General features: G+C 34.0%; 14 protein-coding genes. 4 read left to right on the top strand and 10 right to left on the bottom strand.

Annotated features, from left to right (window positions below):
• Nucleotides 1–107 precede the first annotated feature (107 nt).
• Both MKS83_RS06380 and MKS83_RS06385 read right to left on the bottom strand, forming a co-directional pair.
• Nucleotides 108–494 carry a hypothetical protein gene (locus tag MKS83_RS06380; RefSeq protein WP_185151955.1) on the bottom strand — a complete coding sequence of 129 codons (387 nt, stop codon included), beginning with the start codon at nucleotides 492–494 and terminating at the stop codon, nucleotides 108–110.
• A gap of 67 nt (nucleotides 495–561) precedes the next feature.
• The gene (locus MKS83_RS06385) at nucleotides 562–948 is read right to left on the bottom strand and encodes a hypothetical protein (RefSeq protein WP_153394627.1); all 387 of its coding nucleotides are present in this window, start codon (nucleotides 946–948) and stop codon (nucleotides 562–564) included.
• Nucleotides 949–1,041: 93 nt separating this feature from the next.
• Here MKS83_RS06385 and MKS83_RS06390 point away from each other — a divergent pair, with 93 nt between their 5' ends.
• A complete protein-coding gene (locus tag MKS83_RS06390) occupies nucleotides 1,042–1,362 on the top strand; it encodes a hypothetical protein (RefSeq protein ID WP_153394629.1) in 321 nt (106 codons plus the stop codon).
• Between the two features lie 169 nt (nucleotides 1,363–1,531).
• Here MKS83_RS06390 and MKS83_RS06395 read toward each other — a convergent pair whose 3' ends face one another.
• The 3 genes from MKS83_RS06395 to MKS83_RS06405 all read right to left on the bottom strand — a co-directional run bounded on the left by MKS83_RS06395 (nucleotide 1,532) and on the right by MKS83_RS06405 (nucleotide 3,722).
• Nucleotides 1,532–2,374 carry an SDR family oxidoreductase gene (locus tag MKS83_RS06395; protein ID WP_240582442.1) on the bottom strand — a complete coding sequence of 281 codons (843 nt, stop codon included), beginning with the start codon at nucleotides 2,372–2,374 and terminating at the stop codon, nucleotides 1,532–1,534.
• Entirely contained in the window at nucleotides 2,313–2,738 is a 426-nt protein-coding gene (locus MKS83_RS06400; protein ID WP_050009546.1) for a YybH family protein, read from the bottom strand. The genes MKS83_RS06395 and MKS83_RS06400 overlap by 62 nt, the downstream gene beginning before the upstream one ends.
• Before the next feature lie 111 nt (nucleotides 2,739–2,849).
• The gene (locus MKS83_RS06405) at nucleotides 2,850–3,722 is read right to left on the bottom strand and encodes an AraC family transcriptional regulator (RefSeq protein WP_240582443.1); all 873 of its coding nucleotides are present in this window, start codon (nucleotides 3,720–3,722) and stop codon (nucleotides 2,850–2,852) included.
• A 383-nt stretch (nucleotides 3,723–4,105) separates the two neighbouring features.
• On the opposite strand from MKS83_RS06405, the gene MKS83_RS06410 reads away from it, so the two are divergent.
• Nucleotides 4,106–5,407 (top strand): chloride channel protein, encoded by a 1,302-nt coding sequence (locus tag MKS83_RS06410; RefSeq protein WP_240582444.1) that lies wholly within the window; start codon nucleotides 4,106–4,108, stop codon nucleotides 5,405–5,407.
• 313 nt (nucleotides 5,408–5,720) lie between these two features.
• Here MKS83_RS06410 and MKS83_RS22295 read toward each other — a convergent pair whose 3' ends face one another.
• From MKS83_RS22295 to MKS83_RS06425, 4 genes are all read right to left on the bottom strand, one after another.
• Nucleotides 5,721–5,810 carry a hypothetical protein gene (locus MKS83_RS22295; protein ID WP_368811048.1) on the bottom strand — a complete coding sequence of 30 codons (90 nt, stop codon included), beginning with the start codon at nucleotides 5,808–5,810 and terminating at the stop codon, nucleotides 5,721–5,723.
• A 32-nt stretch (nucleotides 5,811–5,842) separates the two neighbouring features.
• Nucleotides 5,843–7,204 carry a hypothetical protein gene (locus MKS83_RS06415; RefSeq protein WP_240582445.1) on the bottom strand — a complete coding sequence of 454 codons (1,362 nt, stop codon included), beginning with the start codon at nucleotides 7,202–7,204 and terminating at the stop codon, nucleotides 5,843–5,845.
• Between the two features lie 762 nt (nucleotides 7,205–7,966).
• Nucleotides 7,967–8,614, bottom strand: a complete 648-nt coding sequence (locus MKS83_RS06420; protein ID WP_240582446.1) for a response regulator transcription factor — start codon at nucleotides 8,612–8,614, stop codon at nucleotides 7,967–7,969.
• Nucleotides 8,611–9,240, bottom strand: a complete 630-nt coding sequence (locus MKS83_RS06425) for a sensor histidine kinase (RefSeq protein ID WP_240582447.1) — start codon at nucleotides 9,238–9,240, stop codon at nucleotides 8,611–8,613. Before MKS83_RS06425 ends, MKS83_RS06420 begins: the two co-directional genes overlap by 4 nt.
• A 2,048-nt stretch (nucleotides 9,241–11,288) precedes the next feature.
• On the opposite strand from MKS83_RS06425, the gene MKS83_RS06430 reads away from it, so the two are divergent.
• Together MKS83_RS06430 and MKS83_RS06435 are read left to right on the top strand one after the other, a co-directional pair.
• Complete coding sequence (locus tag MKS83_RS06430; protein ID WP_240582448.1) at nucleotides 11,289–12,425, top strand: helix-turn-helix domain-containing protein; 1,137 nt, start codon at nucleotides 11,289–11,291, stop codon at nucleotides 12,423–12,425.
• A 264-nt stretch (nucleotides 12,426–12,689) separates the two neighbouring features.
• Nucleotides 12,690–13,976 carry a serine hydrolase domain-containing protein gene (locus MKS83_RS06435; RefSeq protein ID WP_240582449.1) on the top strand — a complete coding sequence of 429 codons (1,287 nt, stop codon included), beginning with the start codon at nucleotides 12,690–12,692 and terminating at the stop codon, nucleotides 13,974–13,976.
• Nucleotides 13,977–14,263: 287 nt separating this feature from the next.
• Here the strand turns inward: MKS83_RS06435 and MKS83_RS06440 are convergent, their stop codons facing one another.
• A complete protein-coding gene (locus MKS83_RS06440) occupies nucleotides 14,264–15,805 on the bottom strand; it encodes a DHA2 family efflux MFS transporter permease subunit (RefSeq protein WP_100376067.1) in 1,542 nt (513 codons plus the stop codon).
• Nucleotides 15,806–15,874 lie beyond the last annotated feature (69 nt).

Here is a 15,874-nt window from a genome sequence, read left to right on the forward strand (position 1 = left end):
ATGAAATTCTGGTATCCTAAAACGTAACCCCAAGTATCTACATTTCATGTAAACACCTATAAGGAAACAGAATACCTTCCCAATCAAAAAATGACTGAGAAAACAGATTAAGATTGACAGAATCTTGGCGGCTGCCAGATAGAATTGAGGATTTCTTTATTGTAAAGAGCACTCTTATAAAAGACCTTTTTGATCTCGATAGGGCTAAATACTTTCCCTATACAATGAAAATCTAAGGAAGGATTAATAGTGAAAACCACAGATAACAGGTTTGCATGTGAAACAAAAGGCAATTTCTGGTCCTGATCGTGGTCACTGTCTTTCACAGGATGATCATAATGAGTCTTCAGAAATGCAGTAAGTGACATTTCAGGACTCAGATTTTTATGCTGAATATAATGCTCAATAAGAAGCGGCATTTTCAAAAGCTGATACAGTTCGGTTGTAGAAACCAAATAGAATGATAATAACAATATGGAAATCAGCTTTTTCACAATATCAAAATTATGAAATATTTCATTAAGAATGATTTTAAATAAAAGAATGAGAAATTGTTTCGGCTTATATTAACTTATAAACTGCATTCTTATTGAGATCGGTACCATTGATCTTATTGACATAAAGAGCTTTGTGAAAATTAGAAATGGCGGCTTGATAATTTTTCTTTTTCTTAAAATAAAGTCCAATGACTGAGTAATTAATCATCATAGACTGATCGTCCAGAAAATTTTTAGCTTTTAACCGCATCGATGCCATCGCATAACGATAAGCCGAATCTACATCCAGCTGAGAATAGATATTGCTGAGATTGGAATAGTTTAAATATTGAAATCTCTTTTGCTCTTCAGTATTCTTAATCTCGCTTCCACTCTGTACTTCTTCAAATACCTTTTTGGCAGCATTTCTGGGTTCGTTTTTGTCTAAGTAAATGTTGGCAAAACTGCTCAAGACGTTTGCCTTTGCATAAAATATTTTCTCACTTTTCGGATTTTCCTTTTGCAGCAGGTCATATGCGGAACTTAAATAACTTATTGCTTTATCATGAAACCTACTATTTATAACATTGAAGCTTATGAAGACACCGAAATACTGATGATTTCGCAAGAAGGCATTAAAGAAATGACAAAAGTTACTGCTTTCAATGAATTGACAAAACGACTGGACATGAACCACGGAATTGCAATGCAAAACCGCGTTAACAATGCAATTAGCCTGCCTGCAGTTGAGCGTTACAATAATCTATTTAAAACTCATCCTGCATGCATCGTATCTGGGAATTACAAAAGAAACTTTGAGCCGTATCCGAAAACAAAAATAATTTTCAAAATCTTAATTAAACCATTTCCTGATTTCCAAAGGTGAAACTTTGCTTTTGACTTAAAAACTCAAAACAATTCTTCAAGCTTAATCAAAGTTTCCTAGAAAATATTTTCCATAAAGTTCAGCTTACCATTTTAATTAAAAATGCAGACCAACTAGATCTGCATTTAAATTTTAGAATTATCGAAAGCTAAAGTATATACTTAAAGGTTTAGCTTTTAAATGTTTCAAGTGCCCAATCCTCAAAAAGTACCTGACCAACGGAGTACTGACCAGCGGGGACTAAAAGTGAAGTAGGAACAACAAAATGCATATACTTATTTTCATTGTCTATAATCACTTTTTTATCCTGACCGGTAATTTGAATATACTCAGAGACAAAAGCCTCCATTTTGCCTCGTCTTGGTCCTGCAATTTCAATGGTGTTATTTTTAGGTTCTTCCAAAGAAAATTGTACTATGAACTCGGCAACATCATCAAGTGCAATTGGTTGATAGTCTAAGTTCGAAACAAAAACTTTATCCCCTTCTCCCTGAACCTGGATGATGGCTTCCACATGTTCGTGAAATTGTGTTGACCTAATTATAGTGTAAGGTATACCTGAGTTTTTAATAGTATCCTCTTGAAGTTTTTTTGCTCTAAGATAACCGATTTCCAATGCATCATCTGTTCCTACAATTGATAGAACGATATGATGCTTAACACTAGCATTCAATTCTGCTTTGACAAGATTTTTTCCCGCAGTCTCAAAAAATTGAAGTGCATTTTCTCCTTCGGGAGAAGATGAATTTGATAGATCGATTACTATTTCAGTTCCGGTCAATGCTTCCTGAAGCCCTTCACCAGTAAGGATATTTACACCTTGTGATGACGAACCAATTACTACTTTATGACCAAGTTTTTCCAATTTGTTAGTTACAAGCCTCCCTGTTAGACCTGTACCCCCTACTACTAAAATTTTCATATCTGATTTATTTAATATTGTAAAGTTTTTAAAATAAGCTACGCACTTGAACACCAAAGGGATTTTCAAACCAATATCTCCAATATCCATCGGTTCCTCTTTTAGCATAATCATTAGATGTTCCTCGCATACATATTTTTTCACCATTATTCGCAATACCTGCTATATTCCAGTCCAAGATTAGTGATGCTAGATTACCATCTACATAAACATTCCTTGTTGTAATTTTGATTGGCAATCCGAATTTAAAGAAGCAGTCCAATTCTCGCGCAATCTCCAATCTTCCTCTCCGAGGCTCACCGTTATCATTAATAAAGATTGCATCTTCCTCATAGAAACGAAGCATAGTCTCCGTATGGAAAGAATTCATATGAGCAAGAAAAGAGTCGACTATTCCCTCGGGAGTTTTTGACAATGAGAATAATGAGCTTTCAACAAAATTCTGTCCAATCATAAGACTTAAATTTTCTTTAGAAGTAATTTTTTGTCTTACAAAATTGAGCAATTGGCATATGCAACGCCACTCACAAATTAAGGTAAAAGGTGGACAAAATAAGGAACAATCTTAATGAAAGGTTTGGTCTGAATTTTTAGCGTATTTCTTCCGATATTCACTTGGTGAAAAACCTGCATTTTTACTAAACAGCCTGATGAAATATTTGGTATCTTGATATCCTAGCTGATAGGAAATTTCCTTGATGCTTATTTCCGTATAGTAGAGCAATCTTTGCGCTTCATTCATCACTTCCTTTTGTATATGTTCGGAAGCGGATAAACCAGTTACTTTTTTTACTGTATCGCTTAGATGTCCAACAGTTATATTAAGCATTTCTGCAAATTCAGATGGACGCTTTATACTCCAGAAATGTGATTTTACAAGATTCCTGAATTCCTTCGTGAGACTGATAGAACGTAGACTGATAATTTCGGAATTAATGAATGATTGGCGTTTGTAGCATAAAACTGCCTGTTCAATAAAAGCTGAAAGCAATGGTTCTTCAACTTGCCTGTAAGCGCTATCGTTCAGATCTTGTAATTTCATCATTGAATCAAAGATTGTTCTAAACCAATCACGCTCATTATTAGAGAGAGCGATAATCAAGGTTTCCTCTAACAAATTATCCAATCTGGTTTGTGCCGTTCTACCGATATGACGGCTTTCAAAAGACAGATAACAACCGGTTGCGCTAAGAGTCTCTAGAATCTGATGAACTTGTCCAGGAGGAGAGATAAAAAGTGTCCCCACCGGCATTGTTAAATGCTTAAAATCAAATACAACTTCAAGCTGACCAGCTTCGATTAGCATGCAAGTATAATGGTCGTGCCTGTGAGGTGAAAGTGCTTTTATAATACCTGGTGTAGATCCATTCCAAATACCAACAGCAATCCCACTGCTGTAATCCATTCTATTTAATGTAATTGAATCGTTTTTAGGCATAACAATTTCTTTGTACAACTAATTTAGTTTTTCTTTATTTAATAGTGTGTATTATTCAAGACTAAAATTAAAGAAGCTAACTAAATGTGCAATTTTTTCATCCGTCACAAAATTAAAAAACATCCATTTTTAACAGTTATCTAAAATTCCAACGTTGCAAACAGACAGAATTGATAACTAAAACAAAAAATTAAGTATATCGTTGCCTTGATCGGTTGGACCTTCAGTTTATGAATCAATGAATTATTTAAATTTCATTTGGATTGTTTAAATAAAAGCATGATTAAACTATAATAAAAACAGGTAGTATATAGTAACAAGCAACTTTTACTATTTCAAAAAATAACCATTACCTTTACATCTTCTTTAAAACTAAAATAGTTATGCAAGGCAATACAGCGTACAGAAAGAAAATAATAAGATCCAGCTATGTCAAATTAATCGGGATATCTATTATCGTTAGTATTATCTGTTGTCTTATATCTTATACTTTAAAACATTTGACAGGACAGGTACAGGAATACCTCTTTGAAGAAATTATAACCACGGAAAACAAATTGTTAATCTTTTTACCAAGTGTAGGCATTACAGCAATCTATTTCCTACGTAAATATTTCTTTCAGAACAGAAAAAATAAAGGAATTAAAGAAATATATACAACCCTGGAAACAAGAAATGATCATCTTCCTTTTTTTAAAATACCTTCTCATTGCATTAATGGCTTTTTAACGGTGATTTTTGGAGGATCTACAGGAGTCGAAGTATCAACAGTAGTTGCCACCGCAACAGTTGGTAATCAGGCCTACAAACATTTGCATAGTGCATGGGCCTACAAAACGGAGCTGATATGTGCAGGTATTATAGCGGGTGTAACCGTACTCTTTGGAAGTGCGTTGGGCGGTTTTCTATTTGCATTTGAAGTTATTGCACGTAAATACAATAAAACCTTACTGATCAGTGGAATAAGTTCGATGATTGTAGCTCATCTATTTGTACATTTTTATGACTCAAATCCACTATTTACATTTAAGGTACAGGACTGGCGGTGGCAATCCATACCTTTTGCTGTGATACTAAGTTTAATCGGAGGTATATTTGCCCTTTATTTTACAAAAATTGTCATCTACGCAAAAACTTTTTTTGGTGGGATTAACAACAATTTCATCCGCGTAAATTTAGGTGCCATAACTGTTGGGGTATTTATATTTTTTCTTCCGGCTTTATATGGTGATAGTTATCACGGACTTGGTAAAATCCTCGAATGTAGTTCGTACGACATTGTTAATCTCGCATATTTAATTCCTCTGGTTTTGCTCATCTTCATAAAGCCATTGGCGGCTTCCCTCACTCTCGGCGCAGGCGGTGACGGCGGTGTATTTGCCCCGAGTATTGTTACAGGTGCATTTTTAGGGGTATTTTTTGCCCAATTCTGCAACCATTATTTAGGTACCCATCTTGTGGTTATTAACTTTGCGTTATTTGGAGCCGCTGCCATGCTTTCCGCAGCTATTCATGCCCCTCTTACTGCCATGTTTATTATTTCCAGTATCGTACCGTCTGGATATCTATTGCTGTTTCCTTTATTCATCAGTAGTGTTATTTCTAAAATACTGGCAAAGAAAATCTATCCTTACAATGTGTATACTTACAAAGAATTTTCAAGCAGCCCGAATGTAGTAAATTGATTAAAAGTACCGTACGGTATTTAAATATAACAAATCATAACAATAAAATCTTTTTTGTTTATATTGGATTATTACATTTACTAAAAAAGTAATTTGCAAAAAACTTTACAACTAGAAGTATTTAAATATTAAAATCGGAATTACTAATTCCTTTTTGATTTGGCTCAAACGAAGGAAATCATAAATAAAAGTGTTGGAAGATATGCTCGTATGGGGAGCACAAACAGACAAACGGCGCCAAGTGAAGAAGGATGGCGCCATTTAACTTAAATCTTAGAAAGTTTCTGAACTATTAGAATAAACCATCAGTTAATCAATTTCTCTCGGGCGCTCCAAGATAACTTGGGTACTTATCATTAGGGTTAACTATAATACGCTCCAATACGACTTCAGGATCGATCATATAAATTTTCAAAGTATGAATACCCGCTTTTTTCACATCCAGTGCTGCATCCAGCAACGCTGGTTATCAAATACTTCAGTACGGCGGGGCTTTTCACGGGAAATTAGAGCGTAATTATGACCGAAATCCGGCAGTGGTTTGAGGTTTTTTGAACGGCTGAGATTCTCAGCTGTATACTCTTTAAATTCATCGTGGTATCCCTTTCTGGCATCGAGTATAACAGGGTCACCGTTATCAATAGAAACCGCTATTCTTAATCCGCCGCCCGGGTTGATATCCTGAGTTGGTAGAATTCCAAGCAATACTGTTGTGGAACCGGACTCAGGCAGAAAAATCTGATACTCCAATCGAGGTGTCTTTTCAGGGGTTGAGCTTGGTGCTGTTGTAGGATAAATACCCATACAGGCTTCAGCTCTTCCCAAGCCAGGCAATACGATCCATTCTGCATTATCACCTGCTATCTTTAAACTGAATTTATTCGCGGGAATAGAAAACTCACCGGAAAATCCACCATAATAATCAGTTTTGCCTGCTGGTGTCACTTTTTTCAACGTATTTATAACTACCGGTACTTTAGTATTATTCTGATTAATTTCAATCAAGCCGCTTCCTTTGCCTTCAGGAGCTTTTTTCCAGTCGATATCTACATATAGGCGTTGTTCGGTTTCTGTGCTTCCTTTAGCATTACTTAATCTGATCCACGGTTTATCCGCTTTGGCTGTAAAGTTTAGTAGCCCTTTTCCACGGTTAAAGATGTCGATATAATAATGCTGCTTGTCAAGAATGTCAAATTGGGGCAGCTCTGCTTTTCCTTCTGTTCCTGGCCAAGCATTTGTACTACCTTCCACTGCAACACCCAATGAAGGTGAAGCCAACAGGGTAACCTCATCAAGTGGAGGCAAACTATTCTCCTTCGGCATCGACCAGTGTTGGTAACCCAAATGTACGTCGCTCATCATATTTTTCCATTTGCCGCCAGCAATAGAATCATTGTAACGGGTGCTCAGTTTTTTATCCAGCTCAAAAAGTTCGCGGGCACGATTGGCATAATCATTAGCACTTACCCGACCTTGCTTAGCATAAAGATTATTACGTCCTGCTGCCAGATAAATCTCTGCCACACCAGCTGAAGCTTTAACAGGATAAAGCACTAGTTGATAATAAGCATCCAAAGCCTCTTTCGGCATTTCCTTTTCCAAAGCTTCTGCTCTTGCGGTAAGATCCTGCCACCTCTTTTGTACCTTTTCGGCTTCGTGGTAATTGACAAAACTGAAAATACTCGGATCCTGTACTTCCGGCTTTCTCATCAAATTATATTTTGAATATTTTGATACTAGCTCTGCAATTTCTGTAGTGTGTTCTTTTCCGAAAATTCCAGTTGCCCAATCGGTCATGTAATCAGAAGTTTGATTAGCGGAGAGCAGTGGTTATACTGTCGATTTGTTTTTTTGTGGGATTTTCCTGAGAATAAAAAAAAAACAGTACTAAAGATAAGAAACAATAAGAATAATTTTGTTTTCATTGTTATTAATTAAATAGTATAAACAGCAAAAATTTATTTTACTTTATGGTATAAAATTAACAAATATATTAAATACAGGTTGTGCGAAGAAAGTGAAAATAAATAAGGATACTGATAGATAGCCATTCACCTTTTTTCTTTTTTCAAGCCTTTTTCCAAATCTTCCATTAAATATTTCGATATTTATTTGGTTATGATTAAAAGACCGCAACAGCCAAATAAACACTTACTATTTAAATACTAATTTCTAAAATTTTCGCTTATTAAATTACATTAAACAAAAAGTTTAACAGAATTTGCTTGATAAAATGGTGGGCTATAATTCATTTTTAATTTGACTTAATCTAACCAAATCATCTATAAAAGTGTTTGAAGATACGCTCGTTAAGGTCACAAAAGTCAAATACCTCCAATTTAAATTGGAGGTATTTTTTTATTCTCGATTCCAAATAAGCCAGAGGTTTTGGAAGCTATATCAAATATTCATCACGACTTCAAAAAATTTCAGTTTCGAATGCCAATGGGTCATCACTTAGAACTGATTTCAGCTCTGTAGCAGGACCAGAAAGGTGAAAAAAAAGCAGCATAGTACATAAATATGATCGAATCACATCAATTTTTTTTGATAGAATCTCTACTGATTATACAGCCTAAGAATCTCTACCAATTCGGGTATGGATCGTATTTTCAGCTTCTCAAACAACCTATTTTTATAAGTACTGATTGTCGATGAATGGAGATTCAATTGATTAGAAATTTCTTTAAGAGGAAGACCTTCCGCAAGCTTATTGGCAATTTGCAATTCGCGGTCTGATAGTGCTTCAAAGGGAGAATTTTTACCAGTACCAATTAATGATTCTAAAAAAATAGCTTCTTTTATACTATCACTAACATATCGACCCTTACTGAACATCGCAGTTAGAGCAATTTCAATTACTTCAGCAGAGCTTTGTTTGCTTAGATAACCACCAGCACCCATTTTTAGGTAGCGTATCCCATACAATTCTTCATCCTGTGAAGAAAATATTAGAATTTTTAGTTCAGGTCGGTGAATTTTTATATAATCTATTGCTTCGTGAACAGTACCATTAGGCATATTAACGTCCATAATGGCCAGATCCAATTCTTCTTTCAGAATGAGTTTGTACAACGATTTATAATCCTCTACTTCAAAAATTATGGCATTAGGCATGAGTCGTTTGATTGTTTGTATCAAACCCATCCGGACAATACCATGATCATCTGCTACAGCAATATGAACGTTTATTTTTGAATCCATCATTCTATAAATTTACGTAAAAATAGGGAAACCGTAGTACCTTTACTTTCAGCGGAAATGATTTGGATGTCTCCATGCAGCAAGGATATAAAATTTTTTACAATTTTCAAACTTAACCCAACTCCTTTCTCACCGGCAGTTCCCAGGAATATAGGAATGTTATAAGTGTAAATCTCAGATAAATATTTTTCATTCATTCCCGTTCCGAAATCAATCAAAGAAAGTTCCACCTGATCATCTTTCGTAATGGCTTGTAAATATATATCTTGTCCAGGCAGAGAGTATTTTACTGCATTGTTAAATATTTTGTCTAAAACATATTCGAGTAACACTCGATCGCCCGCAAGAAATGCATTGTGCTCTCCTTTAAAATAAAAATTAATATTTTTTTCTTTTAATTTAGCTGCATATCTTTCTTCTAAATAGTGAAAAAGATCCGTCACCATAATTTTAACGGGTTTAATCTTAAATTCCCCGTACTGTGCTTTTAGCCAGGTAACACTGTCCTGAACAGTTTGCAGATTCTTTTGGGCATCTCTTTTTATCTGGGGCAACAATTTAAAAAAATCTTCCTCACTTATGTTCTTTTGCTCTAGCTCTTCTATAAGCAACAAAAATGTTCCAAACATTTCTTTTGAATCATGAGACAATATCGAGATCAGTCCGTTTTTGAAATTGATTTCGTTTTCCAGTCTTTCGATTTTTGCTTGCAATTCGTTGACAAAATTACCCATAAATGTAGTATTAATGCTTAAAAAACCAACTACTATTTTTTAAAGTATGGTTATTAAGGTTAATAAAATCCCTGATATTCATGTTCGGAGACATTTTTTTCTCATAAAGATGATTTAATGCCATCAATGCAATAATAGGTAATTCGCTTGTCTTTTCCAAAACTATTTTTTAATTTGATCCCGAGAGACGGACGGCTCTGATTATCCTATAGAAAGTGGTAACATCTGAGCATACTTCTGAAAAAAAGACTAATTACTGGAACAAAAAGATAGGCATATTCTTCGCCGTACTTACAATGCGAAGTTATGTTAGTTATCTGGCAGCACACAAACTGATAAATTAAAAACAGGAAAATATTTTTTCCTGATCAATTAGGTCTCTAATTCTGTTCCTATGACTGATTTTAGAGTATATTATCTTCAAAAAGTATCGTTAAATTGCGGTAAAGCTATAATAAATATTAATAGAGTAAGTGGTATTTTCCTTTCCAACCAAACTTTGAGCATCTGCAGCTGGTATAGTGTATTGTACGTTCAATCCCCGATCCAAAACCGGTGTTCCGTTTAAGAGTATTTTTTGAGGAGTTTTGGATAAAGGAATGTTTGGTGTGATGTATTAAGATTTTGAATTTTCTCCATATTGGTATCAATACATACAAAATCAAAGGCCTCCTATAGGAAACCTTTGAAACACCAAATCACAAAATATTAATATGAAAAATATTTACTTTTCAGTCAGGAAATAAATTTTGCTGACATCCTGATTCCGGATGTGGAAGCTGCAGATCTTTTAAGCCAACAGCTTGCTAACAAATAAAATTAACCTTTTGATACTATTTAATCCCAGCAGATATGCTTTATATACTATTCTATTATCTACTTACTTTAATAAATTCTGAACGTGATAATGATAATGAGCTGAGAAAAGTTATATTTGTACGGCTTCCATTTTCATCTACTTTCAACATAATTGATTTACAGCAGGGTGATGCTTTAAAATAGTTCTTATAACGTGTTCCACATTTGAAGCACTCTGTTACTATACTTTCATTTTTTTCCATAATATATCTGATTTAAAAAATAAATAATTTTATTAAAACTCAGTAATTATAAAGCTGTTGCTGTATAAGTTACTGCTTGGGTATATGTCTTCTGAGCCTGAACATTGCTAGTTCCTAATATGGTGGCTAGAAAGTTAAGGCTGCAATTACGATTTGTTTTTTCATGATGATATTATTTTTAATTTTTATTCTTGTTGAATTGTTCTCTTTTGATATTACAAATCTACAGCGGTGAAAAAAGTTTCTTTGTAGTGGAATATGGAAGTTCGTGTAGTAAAATAACTACACGGCATATTCATACGATTCAAATAGAAAGCCCTCAACACTTTCTCGTATTGAGGGCTCATATAAAATTTATTGTTTTACTTAGAGTACTGTTGCTGTATATGTTACTGTTTTAACTAGTTTATACATCAATGCCTTTCATTATAAAAATGATTATTAATTTCTAAAATTCTTTCCAAATCTTGCACCCAATGTTTCGATATTTCTTCGGTTATGGGTACAAGACCGAAACAGCCAATTAAAAACTTACTATTCCATCCAATATTGGATGCTAACAGTTTTGAAAATTAAATTGTATTAAACAATAAGCTACGAGAATTTGTTTAATAAAATTGAGGGATATAATTCATTTTTGATTTGACTTAATCGAACCAAGTGTTTGAAGATATGCTCGTCTTGATTACCAAAAAACCAATAACACTACTTCAAGACAAGTAGCGCCATTTTTATTCTGTCAAAAAGCTTCCTTTCCGAGTGTATACTCACAATGGGACAAATCAGACTCTTGAAAGTTAATATTCTACCAGACAACAAAAATTGATAAAACCCCCAATATTTAAATTGGATAAGAATTAAATTTGTATTCTATTAAAAACAATGGACAAGCTCAACTTTCTGCATCTCGTTTCCGCTATTGGGATTTTCATGGTATTTTTGCTTGCCCTGTTTTTGATTACCGTAAAATCTAAGCACAGACTTTCAAACTGGCTTCTTGCTTTCTTTCTTTTTGCCAATGCCGTAGATGCAGTCAAATTTTTGACGCGAGATTTCCCAATAAACCATATCAACCTCGAGGCTTTTCGCTGGAGCATTGTCTATCTGGTTCCGGCAACATTTTATCTCTATGTGTTGTCTGTTTGTTATACAAATTTTCGATTAAAACCGAAACATTTATTGCATGTGATTCCTTTTGTTGCTTACAATTTGTACTTAATGTGGGGAATTTATTCAGTAGACAGAGTCTCGAAAATACGCTTTATAAATGACATCTATGAAATGCCTATAACGCAGTTTTTTTACTTTCTGTTCGAATTCCTGTTTCAGGCCTATTTTATTGCTTCATTTCTTGTGATTAGAAAATCCAAAACGGTCTATCTTGAGAATTATACAAACCCCAATATTTCTTCACTTCACGCACTTTACAAAATAACAATTCTATATTATGTCATACATTTCATAGTCCTTATAAGATGGCTGGTTACTTTTATATTGGGCCCGGGTGAGATTCGAGCCTGGATCGTAACGCTTGATGGGTTTGCATTTTTATTCTGTACCTGTTGGTATCTGTTTGTTGCGTTAAACAATCCTGAGTTTTTCCGAGGAGTAAATTCAGACCTAAAACCAATTACAGAAGCTGTTCCGAAACAAAAAACCAGCACGGTAATCGTTGATGAAAAAAATAAGGAAATTGAACTTTTAAAAAGCTTCATGGTGGAAAAAGAACCTTATTTGGATTCTTCATTAACGATTCAGGATTTGTCGGAGCAGGTAAAAATGCCTGTCAAAGATTTGTCTACTCTGATCAACTTGTATATGGATAAACATTTTTTTGATTTTGTTAATGAATATAGAATTGAAAAAGCAATGCAAATCCTTAAAGATCCCTCTCAAAAAGAACTGACTGTTTTGGAAATTTTGTACCAAGTTGGTTTTAATTCCAAATCTTCATTTAATACTTCTTTTAAAAAATACACAGGAAAAACACCGACTGATTTTAGAAAACAGGCTTTGTAAAATAAATTATTTTCAAAAAATGAGTTCGATTTTTTTTAATCGGTCGCGTATTAATGCATTCTGATGCATTTTTGCAGCAAATAATCGTAAAATCAAACTCAAAAATTACTAATGAAAAATATATTTGTAATCATTCTTTGTCTTTTTTCAATACATACCTTTTCTCAAAAAAGTGCAAAAAATATCCGATTCGCTAAGCAAACAAAAACAGATATCAAAGTTGATAAAACAAACAAAAAATTAATCAATCAAATTGATTCTGTTATGGCAAAATCCTACGAAAGGGGATTATTTAACGGGAACGTGCTTATCGCTAAAAATAATAAAATCATCTATCAAAAATCATTTGGATTTACTGACGAAACTAGACAAACGCCTTTAAACAACAAATCAATATTTAATATAGGTTCTATAGCAAAAGAATTTAATGCGGTTGCTATTATGATTTTGGTGGAACGTAGACTACTTGATCTTGATGATCCTATTTCTAAATTTAATTTAGGGTTACCAAAATGGTCTGAAAAAGTTACTGTAAGACATCTTATTAATTATGCGAGCGGCATTCCTCGAATCGACCCAATTGCACCTAAGAATGATGAAGAGGCTTGGAATATTTTGAGAAATAATGATAGTTTACTCTTTGAGCCGGGGACTGGTTACAAGTATGACAATAGCAATGTCTTTTTACAAAGAAGAATCATTGAAAAGGTTACCGGAATGTCATTTGAGAAATTTGTTTCTAAAAATATAATTGAGCCTTTGAAAATGACCAATTCGGTCTTTGATCCCAAATCGGGATATAAAAACCGAACGTCTTGTTATGATTTTGACAATGTTAAATGCCCTGAAATGCAATTTGTAAGCGGATGGCTTTGGGTGGATATTAATGATCTTTATAAATGGATTGAAGCAATGAATTCTAACCGATTAATATCCCAAGAATCCTTTCAGACTTTACTGAATAATCCATATGCAAAAGACGAAGGTGGATCGCTTGGCAGATACTTTGAAAAAGAAGAGCTACAAAGGCACAATGGTGTATCGTATAAATTTGAATCCATTTTTTTAAACGATTTAAAAAACAATATCACAATAATTCTAGTGTCCAATAATCTGAATAGAGTTTGGGATTTAGGACATATTATTTATAATCTGATGTTAGGAAAGGAGTACGAAATTCCTAAAAAATCTATTTATCAAACGATAAGAAAGGAATCACTCAACGATGTAAATAAAGCGATGGAAACCTACTTTTTACTCAAGAAAAATGCTAAAAATGAATATAGCTTTGAAAATCCGGGAGAACTTAATAAGTTAGGATATGAATTATTAAGAGTTGGAAAAATTAATGAATCCATAACCATATTTAAATTGGCTATCAACGAGTTTCCTAAAGATGCTAATCTTTTCGATAGTTTGGGAGAGGCTTATTTTACCAATAAGCAATATGATTTGGCCTTAGAAAGTTATAAGAAAGCAATCAGTCTTGGCGGAACCAACGGTAATGCTGAAAGAATGATAGAAAAAATCGAGAACGCAAAAGATAAATAATTATTTTACGATTTAATCTAAAGGACCTAAATACTAAAAATTATATTGAAAAAATTTAGTCTACAAGAAATTGCTTTATAAAAATAAGCTTTGCAATTCTTATTTAATTTGATTTAAAAGTAACAAGAAGAAACATTTATAATTGCTGATTCTTTTATCCTGAGGACAAAAATTTTCATTTAATCAGATAATAGATAAGTAATTTGTAAGCATTTCTTCTTGTACTTTTTGGGACTATGACTATGTTATTTTTGTTTATAATTTTATTTTTTTAAGATTAAATTTCATTAATGGTCTGTTGATGCAATCACTAATTTTTTATTACCATTCTTCCTGGAGAAAAATAACAATAGCGGTAATGCCAAACCAAATGCCGCCCCGATAAAAAGATAAGCATCGATATAACTTAAAATGAAAACTTGTTTCTGAACAATCGCATCCATTAGTCCGATGGCTCTATGGTGCGCATCACCTAGGCTAAAACCTTTACTTTGAAAAAGGGATGTATACTTATTCAGTCTTTCTACCACTGAATTGTTGGTGTATGTAATGTTTGAAACCAGATCTGACCTGTGTTGAGCCATTCTTCTGACAATAAAAGTATTGATAATAGAAATGCCAAAAGATCCTCCCAGCTGTCTCATCATATTATTTATTGCTGTTCCCTGCGGTATATCTTCGGGTCTTAATGAAGAAATAGCAAGCGTAGAAAGAGGAACAGTCAGTAATGCCATTCCCAGTGCCCTGAAAATTAAATTAACAGAAATTGTAGCGAATGAAACCTCTAAAGTTACCTTGGACATTGACCAATTGAAGTAGATGAAGCAACAGAAACCAATAAGTACAATTATTGCAGGTGGCACACCTTTCTGTAGCACGCGCCCTGTAATAATTAAGGCAAATACGGCAATAATAGATCCGGGAAGGAGCATTAAACCAGCCATTGATGGTGTAAACTGTAAGAGCCTCTGAGCAAATACAGGAGTAAGATAAATAGAAGTAAACATCCCCATACCGGTAATAAAGGTGAGCAATGCGGAAATACTTAATGAAGGGGATTTTAAAATTGATAACTTGACGACAGGGTATGCAGTTGTAAGCTCCCTGTAAACAAAAAGAAGAAGTGAAATAAATGCAGTAACCGCAAGTATCGTAATATAGCGGGTTTCAAACCAATCTTCTGTTTCTCCACGTTCCAGAATGGTCTGTAAAGAACCGACTCCTATGATCAGTAATATGATTCCCATCCAATCTATTTCTTTTATCTTTTTTCTTGTTGGAGATTCAGGAAGTATCCGATAACAGATAACAGCAGTGATAATACCGATAGGAATATTAATATAAAAAATCCATTCCCAGGAATAGTTATCAATTATGTTTCCGCCAAGCGTTGGTCCAATCGTTGGTCCGATAAAAACACCGATACCAAATAGGGCGCTCGCTATATTTTGTTTTTCTTTCGGAAAGCATTCGTAAACAACTGTTGCAGAAACAGAGAGTAATGCACCTCCACCGATACCCTGGAAAAAGCGAAAAGCTACCAGTTCCCATATACCGGAAGCATTCCCACACATAAAAGAACAAAATGTAAACAGCACAAGAGAACCAATATAGTAATTTCTGCGTCCCAGATTATTTACAAGAAAACCTGTCATCGGGATAATGATAACATTTGCGATGCCATAAGAAGTCACAACCCACGAAGTATCTTCCAAGGTTGCTCCCAGACTTCCGCTCATATGATTGATGGCCACGTTGACAATGGATGTATCAATCAATTCCATAATAGCTGCCGATATTACGGTAATAATCAAGAGTATTCGATTCATTTTTTATATTTTTCCTTTTTAAGATTAAATATACCGATCGGTATATTTAATCTTAAAAAAAATCCTTGA

This window comes from Chryseobacterium sp. Y16C, assembly GCF_022488405.1.
Classification (GTDB): Bacteria; Bacteroidota; Bacteroidia; order Flavobacteriales; family Weeksellaceae; genus Chryseobacterium; species Chryseobacterium geocarposphaerae.

Excerpts from the sequence above, each read along its gene's own strand:
- MKS83_RS06410 (WP_240582444.1), top strand. The coding sequence starts at position 4,106 with ATGCAAGGCAATACAGCGTACAGAAAGAAAATAATAAGATCCAGCTAT.
- MKS83_RS06405 (WP_240582443.1), bottom strand. The coding sequence starts at position 3,722 with ATGCCTAAAAACGATTCAATTACATTAAATAGAATGGATTACAGCAGT.
- MKS83_RS06415 (WP_240582445.1), bottom strand. The coding sequence starts at position 7,204 with ATGACCGATTGGGCAACTGGAATTTTCGGAAAAGAACACACTACAGAA.
- MKS83_RS06440 (WP_100376067.1), bottom strand. The coding sequence starts at position 15,805 with ATGAATCGAATACTCTTGATTATTACCGTAATATCGGCAGCTATTATG.
- MKS83_RS06420 (WP_240582446.1), bottom strand. The coding sequence starts at position 8,614 with ATGATGGATTCAAAAATAAACGTTCATATTGCTGTAGCAGATGATCAT.
- MKS83_RS06425 (WP_240582447.1), bottom strand. The coding sequence starts at position 9,240 with ATGTTTGGAACATTTTTGTTGCTTATAGAAGAGCTAGAGCAAAAGAAC.
- MKS83_RS06390 (WP_153394629.1), top strand. The coding sequence starts at position 1,042 with ATGAAACCTACTATTTATAACATTGAAGCTTATGAAGACACCGAAATA.
- MKS83_RS06435 (WP_240582449.1), top strand. The coding sequence starts at position 12,690 with ATGGCAAAATCCTACGAAAGGGGATTATTTAACGGGAACGTGCTTATC.
- MKS83_RS06395 (WP_240582442.1), bottom strand. The coding sequence starts at position 2,374 with ATGGATATTGGAGATATTGGTTTGAAAATCCCTTTGGTGTTCAAGTGC.
- MKS83_RS06430 (WP_240582448.1), top strand. The coding sequence starts at position 11,289 with ATGGACAAGCTCAACTTTCTGCATCTCGTTTCCGCTATTGGGATTTTC.
- MKS83_RS06400 (WP_050009546.1), bottom strand. The coding sequence starts at position 2,738 with ATGATTGGACAGAATTTTGTTGAAAGCTCATTATTCTCATTGTCAAAA.
- MKS83_RS22295 (WP_368811048.1), bottom strand. The coding sequence starts at position 5,810 with ATGATCGATCCTGAAGTCGTATTGGAGCGTATTATAGTTAACCCTAAT.